An 11,470-nucleotide genomic window follows, 5' to 3' on the forward strand; every position below is an offset into this window, starting at 1 on the left:
GCGTCGGCGCTCGCAGTCAGACCGCGATCGCGAGCCACGCCGCCGATACAGTGAGTAACTGTCCGGCACGTAAGAAGGTGAGGCCTTCGATGACCGACATGACGGCGCAGTTCGCGGAGATCGTCGGCGAGCACAACTTGCTTACGGGTGAGGCAATTTCCGAGGACTATTCGCACGACGAGGTGCTCACCAAACCGCCGCAAAGACCGGCATACCTGGCCAAACCCGCGACCGCCGACGAAGTCGCTCAGCTACTTAAAGTAGCGACGGAAACCCACGTGCCGGTGACGGCCCGCGGCTCGGGCACCGGCTTGTCGGGCGCCGCGATCCCCCGCGCGGACGGGCTGCTGATCTCCTTCGAGCGCATGAACGCCGTGCTTGAGGTCGACGTCACCAACCAGGTCGCTGTCGTCGAACCCGGGGTGACGCTCACCGAACTCGACGACGCAACCGCCGGCTCCGGACTGCGGTACATGGTGCATCCGGGCGAGCTGTCCTCCAGCGTCGGCGGCAACGTCGGCACCAACGCCGGCGGCATGCGCGCGGTCAAATACGGCATCGCCCGCCACAACGTGCTCGGGCTGCAGGCGGCGCTGCCCACCGGCGAGCTGATCCGCACCGGCGGCAAGATCGCGAAGGTCTCCACCGGTTACGACCTGACCCAGCTCATCGTCGGCTCGGAAGGCACCTTGGCCCTGGCCACCGAGGTAATTGTCAAGCTGCATCCGCGGCTCGACCACAGCGCCACCGTGCTCGCCCCGTTCTCCGACTTCGACCAGGTCATGCAGGCGGTGCCCAACATCCTCGCCAGCGGCCTGGCGCCCTACATTCTGGAGTACGTCGACAATGTGACGATGGCCGCGCTGGTCCATACCCAGAATCTCGAGCTGGGCGTACCCGATAACATCCGCGACACTTGTCAGGCCTATCTGGTTGTGGCGCTTGAGAATCGGACCCCTGACCGGCTGGACGAGGACGTCGAGAAGACCGGCGAACTGCTCGCCGAGCTGGGTGCCGTGGACGCCTACGTGCTCGAGGGCGGCTCGGCGCGCAAGCTCATCGAGGCACGCGAGAAGGCATTCTGGACGCTCAAGGCGCTCAACGCCGACGACCTCATCGACGCCGTCGTGCCGCGCGGCGCAATGCCCAAGTTCCTCTCCGGCGCGCGCGGTCTGGCGGCCGCGGCCGGAGGTGCGGCGGCGGGCTGCGGACACGCCGGTGACGGCAACGTGCACCTGGCCATCTTCTGCCCGGACCCTGCCATCCGAAAGAAGCTGCTGACCGACATCTTCGCGTTGGCAATGGAATTGGGCGGCGCGATCTCCGGCGAGCACGGCCTGGGCCGCGCCAAGGCCGCGTACTTTGTGGAGCTCGAGGACCCGGTCAAAGTCGACCTGATGCGCCGCATCAAGGCGAGCTTCGACCCGGCGGGCATTCTCAATCCCGACGTCGCGTTCGCTTCGGGCGACACGTAATTCCACTGGACTCCAGGGTGATCGCGGTCACGGTAAGTGAAGCAGCGCACACAACGCACAGTTGTGCCTTCACAACATATGACCTCTACTGGCGCCGTTGTAAGTAGTGCACCATGGAAATCGCGACCCGTGGGTCCAACGACGAACTTGCGGGTGCCTACAGACCCCACATCATCGCGGCGCCGCGGCCCGAGGGCCGCAGATCGGCCCCATCTGAGGCCAAATCCGCCAAAGGAACGAGAACGCCACATGACCACCGCACGTCCCGTCAAGACTCGCAACGACGGTCAGTGGGCGCTGGGCGATCGCGAACCGCTCAACCACGCCGAACAGTTCAAAAGCGACGACGCGCCGCTCAACGTGCGCGACCGCATCATCAACGTCTACTCGAAGCAGGGCTTCGACAGCATCGCCAAGGACGACCTGCGCGGGCGGTTCCGTTGGATGGGCCTCTACACCCAGCGTGAGCAGGGCTACGACGGCAGCTGGACCGGCGACGAGAACACCGACAAGATCGAAGCCAAGTATTTCATGATGCGGGTCCGCTCCGACGGCAAGGCGATGACCGCACACACCATGCGCACGCTGGGTCAGATTTCGACCGAGTTCGCCCGCGACACCGCCGACATCAGCGACCGGGAAAACCTGCAGCTGCATTGGGTCCGAATCGAGGACGTGCCCGAGATCTGGCGTCGGCTCGATTCTGTGGGCCTGCAGACCACCGAGGCGTGCGGTGACTGCCCGCGCGGCATCCACGGTTCGCCGCTGGCCGGTGACTCGCTCGACGAAATCCTTGACCCGTCACCCGCGATCGACGAGATCGTGCGGCGCTCGCTGAACAATCCCGAGTACGCCAACCTGCCCCGCAAGTACAAGACGGCGGTCTCCGGCCTGCAGGACGTCTCCCACGAAACGCATGACATCGCGTTCGTCGGCGTCAACCACCCCGAACGCGGCCCCGGTCTGGACCTGTGGGTGGGCGGCGGCCTGTCCACCAACCCGATGCTTGCCCAGCGGCTTGGCGTGTGGGTTCCGCTGGACGAGGTGGCCGACGTCTGGGAGGGCGTCACCCAGCTGTTCCGCGACTACGGCTACCGCCGGCTGCGCGCCAAGGCCCGGCTGAAGTTCCTGGTCAAGGACTGGGGCGTAGAAAAATTCCGTGAAATTCTCGAACAGGAGTACCTGAACCGCCGGCTGATCGATGGACCGGCGCCCGCGCCGGTCGAGCACACCGTCGACCACGTCGGGGTGCAGCGGATCAAGAACGGCCTCAACGCTGTCGGCGTCGCGCCGATCGTCGGGCGCGTATCGGGCACCACCCTGTCGGCCGTGGCCGACCTCATGGGGAAGGCCGGCTCCGACCGGGCGCGGTGGACGCCGTTTCAGAAGCTGGTCATTCTCGACGTCGCCGACGACAAGGTCGACGAACTGGTCGCGGGGCTGGAAGCGCTGGGCCTGCCGTCGCGGCCGTCGTCGTGGCGCAAGAACACCATGGCGTGCACCGGAATCGAGTACTGCAAGCTGTCGTTCGCCGAGACCCGGGTTCGGGCACAGACTTTGGTGCCCGAACTGGAACAGCGCCTGGCCGACGTCGATTCCAAGCTCAACCTGCCAATCAGCGTGCATCTCAACGGATGCCCGAACTCGTGCGCCCGAATTCAGGTGGCCGACATCGGGTTCAAGGGTCAATGGATCGACGACGGCGAGGGTAACTCGGTCGAGGGTTTCCAGGTGCACCTCGGCGGCGGCCTGGGCGAGCAGAGCGGCTTCGGCCGAAAGCTGCGCCAGCACAAGGTCACCAGCGCCGAATTGGGCGACTACATCGACCGGGTGACCCGCAAATACCTCGACGGACGCCACGACGGCGAAACCTTCGCGTCCTGGGCGCTGCGCGCCGACGAAGACGAATTGCGCTGAGGCAGCGATGAACACACTCGTACTCACCGCACACGGCAGTCGCGACCCCCGGTCGGGCACCAATGCCGAGGCCATCGCCGACCGCCTGGCAACAATGCGGCCCGACCTCGACGTGCGGCCGGCCTTCCTCGAGCTCAACACTCCGAGCTTTGCCGACGTGCTGGCCGGCTTGCCGGACAACCGCCGCGCGGTGGTCACCCCCTTGCTGCTGGCCAGCGCCTACCACGCGCGCCTGGACATCCCCAAACAGATCGCCGACGCAGGCGCCCACGGCATCCGGCAGGCCGATGTGCTCGGTGAAGACGAGCGACTGGTCGCGGTGCTGCGCGAACGACTCGTCGAGGTCGGGGTCTCCCCGCTCGACGACGATCTCGGGGTGCTGGTCGTGGCGATCGGTTCGTCGAACCTCGCCGCCAATGCGCGCACCTCCAAAATCGCGGCCAGGCTCGCCGCAGGCACCCAATGGGCTGGTGCTACAACGGCATTCGCCACCAGACCCGAAGCATCGGTGGCCCGCGCCGCCGACCAGCTGCGCCGCCGCGGCGCGCGCCGGCTCGTCATCGCACCCTGGTTCCTGGCGCCCGGCCTGATCACCGACGGGGTGTCAAACTTCGCCCGCGACAACCGCATTCCCATGGCCGAACCGCTGGGCGCTCACCGGCTGGTGGCCGAGACCGTGCTCGACCGCTACGACGAGGCGTTCGCCGAGGACGCCGCGGCCTAACCTTTCCACGCCGCCGTGCGGCTGGTGATGTGGCTGAGCAAGTCGCGGATCGCTCCCGGCGGTGGCGTGCGTCCGCCGATCCAGATGGCCCGAAACTTGCGGCGGAGGTCCAACTTCGGAATGTCCACCGCGTGCAGGCGGCCGTCCGTTAGGTCGTCGGCGACGGCCAGCCTGCTCATGGTCGCCGGCCCCGCACCGGCGAGCACGGCGGCGCGCATCGCCGCCGCGGAGGTCAACTCCAGCACGGGCGCGGCCTGTTCCATATCCTCGCCGAGCACCTTGCGCAACGCGGCCGTGAGCGAATCACGGATGCCCGAATGCATTTCGCGGGCAACCAGCGGCGTCTGCGCGAGTTCGCGCGCGGTCACCACCCGTCCGCGTCGCGCCCACTTGTGGTCCGGCGGCACCACGATCACCAGCTCGTCGCCCCCCACCACACAACTGCTCAACCCCTTTGGCGTACCAGGGTTTTCGACGAAGCCTAGGTCGGCGCTGCCATCGCGGACAGAGGCGATGGCGTGGTCGCTGTTGGTGGCGGTCAGGATCACCTGGGGAGCGGTATCGCCGTGCCGCGTCGCCTCGGCCTGCAGGGACAGCAGCCAGCGCGGCATGAGTTGTTCGGAGATCGTCTGGCTGGCCGACACCCTGATGCGTTCGCGGCCTTCCTTTCGCAGCGAACCCAGACCCGCATCGATCTCGCCGGCGACCTCGAGCAGGCGGGTCGCCCACTCCGCGACGATCACGCCCGCGGGCGTCAGTTGCGAACCGCGCGTCGTCCGAACGGCCAGGGTGACGCCGATCTGGGCCTCCATGGTGGCGAGACGCCGGGATACCGCCTGCTGGGTGAGCCCGAGTTCGCGCGCGGCGCGCCCGAGGCTGCCCGTCTCGGCGATCGCTAGGAACGCCTCGAACGAGGCGAGGTCGGGCAACCGAGGGCTCAGCGGCATGGGCGGCAGCTCACAATCAAATCATGTGACACAACTATAGCTTGTGACACCACAACACCAAACCTCTACTCACGCCCCGCCCGAACCTGAACGATCGGTCACATGAGGCGTGCAGTCCACCAGGTTCGGAACCCGCAGCCCGGGCCCCGCTCTTTTGCGGGTTACGGATCGCTTCAACCAAGAGGCCGGTAGCCCGCGCGGGCGCCGTCGCGCTAAATTAGCCAGCCAGACCGTGTTTGACTGCTCGCAGCCGGCTGACCCCGCTAGCCAGAAGGAAGGACATCACTCGTGGCCTACGTGATCGCCGAACCCTGTGTCGACATCAAAGACAAGGCGTGCATCGAGGAATGCCCCGTCGACTGCATCTACGAGGGCGCCCGGATGCTCTACATCCACCCCGACGAGTGCGTCGACTGCGGTGCCTGCGAGCCGGTATGCCCGGTCGAGTCCATCTTCTACGAAGACGACCTGCCCGATGAGCACAGCCAATACCTGCAGATCAACGCCGACTTCTTCACCGAGCTCGGTTCGCCGGGCGGCGCGGCGAAGGTCGGGCTGACCGAAAACGACCCGGCCCCGGTCAAGGAACTGGAGAGCCGAGCAGAGGCCTCGTAGCCTTCTAGTCCCATCCGGAGAGCCCGAAGGTATCGGTTGGCCGCCGTCCGCAGAGTTTCTGAACCACCCACTGGTTCATCGAGACCTGCTGTTCGGCCGCTTCGACGGCGAGGCGGCTGTGCAACTCCGGGGACGTCCTGATCACGATCGTGCCGCTGTAGTTGCGGTCCGCCATCGGGGTCGGCAGCGTTTCGCCGGTATTCCGCATGATTTCGATGTGCCGGTCGACGGCCGTCTCGACCGCCTCGATGGCCTCTTGCGCGGTCGGCGCTCCGTAGCGCATGAACGGCAATTCCAGACAGGCGCCAACGTACTGGCCGTGGTACGGCGACCATCCGACGCGGTAGGTGTAGTGGTTCACGCCGGGGTTGGTAGCACGGGCGCTAGCGGTTTCGCGAGTCACTTATCCCCAGCGGAGAGGTGACGCCGGTTGTTCACGGCGACGCCCAAGCCGGAAGGCTCTCCGGAACCAATGTGTCCATCCCGAATCCGCTAGCGCGGGCGCTACCAAGAGGGTCGAATACACATTTCGTAAGGTGAGGCAATGCGGACAGCTCGAATCATCCACGTCCTCCGGCAAACAGGGTCGTTAGTAGTCACCGCCGTGACCGCCGCGTCCACCATCAACGCCTATCGGCCGTTGGCGCGCAGCGGATACCCATCCCTGTTTTCGTGGATGTTCGGGCTCGTCGTCACCGAATTGCCGCTGCAAACGCTGCTGACCCAGCTCGGTGGTCTGGCGTTGACCGGCCGCCGCCTAAACAAGCCCGTGCGAATAGCCGCCTGGATCGTCGCCGCCCTCTCGGCGCTGGGCCTGCTGAACCTCAGCCGCGCGGGCCGTGGGGCCAACGTGCCCCTGACCGAGGCGCTGGACAGCGGCCTGGGAGCCGACCGACTCACCGAGTCGGGCGGCCTCTGGCGACGGCCGTCCGGCGGTGGCACCGCCAAGACCCCGGGGCTGGTGCGCATGCTGCGGATCTACCGCGACTACGCCCACGACTCCGACATCAGCTACGGCGAATTCGGCAGCGCCAACCACCTGGACATCTGGCGACGCCCCGACCTCGACCCGGCCGGCAAGGCGCCGGTGCTCTTCCAGATCCCCGGCGGCGCCTGGACGACGGGAAACAAACGCGGACAAGCTCATCCGTTGATGAGCCACCTCGCCGAGCTGGGTTGGGTCTGCGTGGCGGCCAACTACCGGCACAGCCCGCGCAACACGTGGCCCGACCACATCGTCGACGTCAAGCGTGCCCTCGCCTGGGTCAAGGAGCACATCGCCGAGTACGGCGGCGACCCCGACTTCGTCGTCATCACCGGCGGTTCGGCCGGCGGGCACCTGACGGCGCTGGCCGCGCTGACGCAGAATGACCCGCAGTTTCAACCGGGATTCGAGGACGCCGACACCAGGGTGCAGGCGGCGGTGCCGCTCTACGGCATCTACGACTTCACCCGGTTCGACAAGACGCTTCATCCGATGATGCCGGCGCTGCTGATCAAGTCGATCATCAAGCAAAAGCCCTCCATACATCTGCAGACGTTCGAGGCCGCGTCACCGGTCAACCACGTGAGTGCCGACGCTCCCCCGTTCTTCGTCCTGCACGGCACCAACGATTCGCTGGCCTACGTCGAGCAAGCCCGCACATTCGTGGAGCGACTCCGACAGGTCAGCGCGCAGCCAGTGGTGTACGCCGAATTACCGCTCACCCAACACGCTTTCGACATCTTCGGCTCGGTCCGCGCCGCCCACACCGCGGTGGCCATCGAGCGATTCCTCGCCGAAATCTACGCCGCGCACCTACGGGCCGACGTGGTTGCGGCGCCCGAGGTGTCGTAATCGCTAGGACTTCGGACGCACCCCCGCGGCGCGGTACACGAACACCGGTTTCACCGGAAACCGCAGCGCCGTCCTGGGTAGGGCTTCCAGCACCTCGTCGGGAATTCGCTTCTTGTAGTTGAGCTTCATCGAACCGCTGAAAGCGGCGTCGACGCCATGAAGGTCGATGTCAACGCCGAGCCCCTTGCCGGTGATGGTGACCCGGCCCGGACCGCTGTCAGTGTCCCACGGGCAGTCGATGGACCGCAGGTTGGCGTCGCCGCGGGCGGGAAAGGTGGCGACGATTCGGGCGGCGGTAAACGCGAACCCACCCGCGTACCGCGAGACGCCCGAGGCCGAATACACCCCGGGCACATGGCCGCTGAAGTGGCGGACCACCCCTGCCCGGCCCGTGCTGAACACGATCCCTTCGGCTTCGAGTTCCTCACGCAGCGCCGCGGGCAACTGGCCGATCTGGGACAGGTTTCGAAGGAATCCGACCACGTCCGAACCGTAGCCCGACGTCTGGGGTCCCGCAGGCTTATTGCACCGTCACGGTCAGCGTGTAGGTGCAGGCCGGTTTGACGTCCTTGCCCACGAAGCTGGTGTAGGACGTGCTGACGGTGGTGGCCCCCGGTCTCAGGGCGGAGAACGTCCACTCTTCGGTGCCGGGTGCCCCCAGCGCGTCAGACGTCGGCTGGACGAACTGGTGGCTGAGCTGTTTGACGATCGACGCGTCGCCGATTTGGGTGTCGGGCGTCCACCGGTATGGGGTGGTGTAGTTCGACCCCAACTCCACCACCAGGGTGTTGCCGACGGACAGGGTGATGGTCTGCTTGATGTCGCTTTGCGTCAGGACATCGTTCATGGGGACCTGGAGCGTTTTGGTCGACGGCGGGTTCCTGGACGCGAAATGGCAGCCCACCACGGTCGACAACATCAGCACGGCGACTGTTACCAGCAGCCTGAGCTTCACCAGATCCCCCTTTGATTTCCCGCCCCGGAGCCTAATAGGTCTGACCCAGACCGAAGATAGGCGACGACGCCGCCGATCGTTGCGTCCGGCAGGATGGGCTGGTGTTTGGCCTCGAACTGATCGTCGCCCTGGTGTCCACCGTCATCATCGGGACGGTCATCGGCCGGCGCTATCGCGTCGGCCCCCCGGTGTTACTCATCTTCCTGGGCGTCCTGCTGGGCCTGATCCCCCATTTTGCGCACATCAAGGTGAACGGCGAGATCGTGCTGCTGCTGTTCCTTCCGGCGATCCTCTACTGGGAGGGCCTGAACACCAGCTTCCGCGAGATCCGGGCCAACGCACGCATCATCGTGTTCCTCAGCGTCGTCCTGGTGATCGCCACAGCGGTGGCGGTGTCGTGGACGGCGCGGGCGCTGGGCATGAATCCGCACGCCGCCGGCGTCCTGGGTGCGGTGCTGTCGCCAACCGACGCGGCTGCGGTGGCCGGCCTCGCGAAGAAGCTGCCGCGCCGGTCGCTGACCGTGCTGAAGGCCGAGAGTCTCATCAACGACGGCACCGCCCTGGTGCTGTTCGCCGTCAGCGTCAACGTGGCGATCGGTGGGTCGGCGATCACCCCGCCCGAGGTGACCGCCCGGTTCATCGGCTCCTACCTCGGCGGGATCGCCGCCGGCCTGCTGGTCGGTGGAGCAGTCGCCCTGCTGCGCAAGCGAATTGACGCCCCCCAGGAGGAAGGGGCTCTGAGCCTGGTGACGCCGTTCGCGGCCTTCCTGCTGGCTCAATCGATGGAGTGCAGCGGAGTCGTGGCGGTGATGGTGTCGGCGCTGGTCCTCGCTTACGCCAGCCCGCTGGTGATCCGGGCCCGTTCCCGGCTGCAGGCCTTCGCCTTCTGGGACATCGCGACATTTCTGCTCAACGGCTCGTTGTGGGTGTTCGTCGGCGTCCAGATCCCGGGAGCGCTGCGCGGCATCGTCGGAGTCGACGGCGGAGTTCGGCACGCCTTGTTCGTGGCGCTGGTGATCACCGGCGTGGTGATCGTCTCTCGCATCTTCTGGGGCGAAATCACCACGCTGCTGATCCGGCTCATCGACCGCCGCCAGGTGCAACGCGAACGCCGGGTCAATTGGCGGCAACGCTTCGTCACCGTCTGGGCCGGATTCCGTGGGGCCGTGTCGCTGGCGGCGGCGGTCGCCGTGCCGATGACCACGCTGAGCGGCGCACCCTTCCCCGACCGCAGCCTGCTGATCTTCATCGTGACCGTCGTCATCCTGGTGACCGTCCTGGTCCAGGGCAGCACGCTGCCCGCCGTGGTGCGGTGGGCCCACATGCCCGAAGACGTCACCCACGCCGAGGAACTGCATCTGGCTCGTTGCCGGGGGTCTCAAGCCGCCCTCGCCGCGCTGCCCACGGTCGCCGACGAAGTCGGCATCGGCGACGAGCTGAGGCGGCGGCTGCAAAAGGAGTACGAGGAAAAGGCGGCGCTGGTACTGGCCACCGAGGACGGTTCGCCACACAGCCGCATACTGAAGGGCCGCGAGAAGGTCCGGCGGGTGCGGCTGGGAGTGCTCGAACACAAGCGCCGGGAAGTCACCTCGCTGCGCAACCAGAACCTCATCGACGACATCGTGCTGCGCGAATTGCAGAACGAGATGGATCTCGAGGAAGTGCAGCTGCTCGCCGCCGCTGCAGACGACGACGAGGACGAATAGGGCCCGTCGGTGGCCGACCGTACAGTCGGCCCCATGCTGCACACCGTCGCGATCCGTGGGTATCGCTCGCTGCGCGAGGTGATCCTGCCCCTGGGTCGGCTATCGGTGATCACCGGCGCCAACGGCGCCGGCAAATCCTCGCTGTATCGCGCGCTGCGCTTGCTTGCCGACTGCGGCCGCGGCGAGGTCATCGGTTCGCTGGCACGCGAGGGTGGGCTGCAATCGGTGCTGTGGGCCGGTCCCGAGCAGCTGGCCGGCGCCCGACGCACCGGGAAGACCGAGGGCACCGTGCGCACCCGCCGCGTATCTCTCGAATTAGGCTTCACCGCAGACGATTTCGGCTATCTGGTGGATTTGGGTATCCCGCAGTCGGCCGGCAAGTCGGTGTTCGCCCGCGATCCGGAGATCAAGCGGGAAGTGTTGTTCGCCGGCCCCATGCTGCGGCCCAGTACGACGCTGGTGCGCCGGTCGCGAGTCTTCACCGAGGCCAGCGCGGATTCCGGCAGCGGTTTCGACGAGTTGTCCCGATCCCTGCCGTCGTACCACAGCGTGCTCGCCGAATACGCCCACCCCCATGCGCTTCCCGAGCTCGCGGCCGTGCGAGAACGCCTGCGCGGCTGGCGGTTCTACGACGGCTTCCGGGTCGACGCGGGTGCGCCCGCGCGACATCCGCAGGTGGGCACCCGCACCCCGGTGCTCTCCGACGACGGCAGCGACCTGGCGGCCGCGATCCAGACGATCCTCGAGTCGGGGTTCGACGACCTCAACCGCACCGTCGTCGACGCATTCGACGGCGCCACCGTCTCGGTCGCCATCCATGACGGATTGTTCGACCTCCAACTGCGACAGCGCGGCATGCTGCGCGCGTTGCGTTCGGCCGAATTATCCGACGGCACACTACGTTTCCTGCTCTGGGCCGCCGCCCTGCTGAGCCCGCAACCACCCTCGCTGATGGTGCTCAACGAACCGGAGACCTCGCTGCACCCCGACCTGGTCGCCCCGCTGGCATCGCTGATCCGCACCACCGCCGCCAAGGCGCAAGTCGTGGTGGTAACCCATTCCCGGAAGCTGCTCGACTTTTTGGATACGGTTCCGATGAGCGGGGGCTCCGACGGCGACGCCGTCGAGATCGAGCTGTACAAGGACTGGGGCGAAACACGCATCAGCGGTCAGACTTTGATGACCACGCCCCGCTGGGATTGGGGCACTCGCTAGTCGCTCGTGCTTCGCCGGCGCCCTGAACGCAATCGCCGCCCGTCACGTGTGCCACCTGGTGACTCCGCCCGGCGTGTCG

At 66.7% G+C, this 11,470-nt stretch carries 11 protein-coding genes; 7 read left to right on the forward strand and 4 right to left on the reverse strand.

What is annotated here, in order from left to right; translation table 11 throughout:
* Positions 1-89 precede the first annotated feature (89 nt).
* From A5753_RS07155 to A5753_RS07165, 3 genes are all read left to right on the forward strand, one after another.
* On the forward strand, positions 90-1,475 hold the full coding sequence (locus tag A5753_RS07155) for an FAD-binding oxidoreductase (protein WP_067124981.1): 1,386 nt from the start codon (positions 90-92) through the stop codon (positions 1,473-1,475).
* A 249-nt stretch (positions 1,476-1,724) separates the two neighbouring features.
* Positions 1,725-3,392, forward strand: coding sequence for a nitrite/sulfite reductase (locus A5753_RS07160; RefSeq protein WP_067124984.1), 1,668 nt, complete (start codon positions 1,725-1,727; stop codon positions 3,390-3,392).
* 7 nt (positions 3,393-3,399) lie between these two features.
* Positions 3,400-4,116, forward strand: coding sequence for a sirohydrochlorin chelatase (locus A5753_RS07165; RefSeq protein WP_067124987.1), 717 nt, complete (start codon positions 3,400-3,402; stop codon positions 4,114-4,116).
* On the opposite strand, the gene A5753_RS07170 is transcribed toward A5753_RS07165, so the two are convergent.
* Complete coding sequence (locus A5753_RS07170) at positions 4,113-5,063, reverse strand: LysR family transcriptional regulator (protein WP_067124990.1); 951 nt, start codon at positions 5,061-5,063, stop codon at positions 4,113-4,115. The genes A5753_RS07165 and A5753_RS07170 overlap by 4 nt on opposite strands.
* A gap of 288 nt (positions 5,064-5,351) precedes the next feature.
* On the opposite strand from A5753_RS07170, the gene fdxA reads away from it, so the two are divergent.
* Entirely contained in the window at positions 5,352-5,678 is a 327-nt protein-coding gene (gene fdxA / locus A5753_RS07175) for a ferredoxin (RefSeq protein WP_066871453.1), read from the forward strand.
* Between the two features lie 4 nt (positions 5,679-5,682).
* Here fdxA and A5753_RS07180 read toward each other — a convergent pair whose 3' ends face one another.
* Positions 5,683-6,039, reverse strand: coding sequence for a type II toxin-antitoxin system HicB family antitoxin (locus A5753_RS07180; protein ID WP_067124993.1), 357 nt, complete (start codon positions 6,037-6,039; stop codon positions 5,683-5,685).
* Between the two features lie 183 nt (positions 6,040-6,222).
* Between A5753_RS07180 and A5753_RS07185 the strand changes: the two genes are divergently transcribed.
* Positions 6,223-7,515 carry an alpha/beta hydrolase gene (locus A5753_RS07185; RefSeq protein WP_067124996.1) on the forward strand — a complete coding sequence of 431 codons (1,293 nt, stop codon included), beginning with the start codon at positions 6,223-6,225 and terminating at the stop codon, positions 7,513-7,515.
* Between the two features lie 3 nt (positions 7,516-7,518).
* Here the strand turns inward: A5753_RS07185 and A5753_RS07190 are convergent, their stop codons facing one another.
* Both A5753_RS07190 and A5753_RS07195 read right to left on the reverse strand, forming a co-directional pair.
* A complete protein-coding gene (locus A5753_RS07190; protein WP_067124999.1) occupies positions 7,519-7,998 on the reverse strand; it encodes a hypothetical protein in 480 nt (159 codons plus the stop codon).
* A gap of 37 nt (positions 7,999-8,035) precedes the next feature.
* Positions 8,036-8,470 carry a protease inhibitor I42 family protein gene (locus A5753_RS07195; protein WP_067125001.1) on the reverse strand — a complete coding sequence of 145 codons (435 nt, stop codon included), beginning with the start codon at positions 8,468-8,470 and terminating at the stop codon, positions 8,036-8,038.
* Between the two features lie 101 nt (positions 8,471-8,571).
* On the opposite strand from A5753_RS07195, the gene A5753_RS07200 reads away from it, so the two are divergent.
* Together A5753_RS07200 and A5753_RS07205 are read left to right on the forward strand one after the other, a co-directional pair.
* On the forward strand, positions 8,572-10,176 hold the full coding sequence (locus A5753_RS07200) for a Na+/H+ antiporter (RefSeq protein WP_067125004.1): 1,605 nt from the start codon (positions 8,572-8,574) through the stop codon (positions 10,174-10,176).
* A gap of 33 nt (positions 10,177-10,209) precedes the next feature.
* Positions 10,210-11,391, forward strand: a complete 1,182-nt coding sequence (locus A5753_RS07205) for an AAA family ATPase (RefSeq protein WP_067125007.1) — start codon at positions 10,210-10,212, stop codon at positions 11,389-11,391.
* Positions 11,392-11,470 lie beyond the last annotated feature (79 nt).

This window comes from Mycobacterium sp. 852002-51971_SCH5477799-a, from assembly GCF_001667145.1.
Taxonomy (GTDB): domain Bacteria; phylum Actinomycetota; class Actinomycetes; order Mycobacteriales; family Mycobacteriaceae; genus Mycobacterium.

Excerpts from the sequence above, each read along its gene's own strand:
- A5753_RS07205 (WP_067125007.1), top strand. The coding sequence starts at position 10,210 with ATGCTGCACACCGTCGCGATCCGTGGGTATCGCTCGCTGCGCGAGGTG.
- A5753_RS07155 (WP_067124981.1), top strand. The coding sequence starts at position 90 with ATGACCGACATGACGGCGCAGTTCGCGGAGATCGTCGGCGAGCACAAC.
- A5753_RS07170 (WP_067124990.1), bottom strand. The coding sequence starts at position 5,063 with ATGCCGCTGAGCCCTCGGTTGCCCGACCTCGCCTCGTTCGAGGCGTTC.
- A5753_RS07165 (WP_067124987.1), top strand. The coding sequence starts at position 3,400 with ATGAACACACTCGTACTCACCGCACACGGCAGTCGCGACCCCCGGTCG.
- A5753_RS07160 (WP_067124984.1), top strand. The coding sequence starts at position 1,725 with ATGACCACCGCACGTCCCGTCAAGACTCGCAACGACGGTCAGTGGGCG.
- A5753_RS07185 (WP_067124996.1), top strand. The coding sequence starts at position 6,223 with ATGCGGACAGCTCGAATCATCCACGTCCTCCGGCAAACAGGGTCGTTA.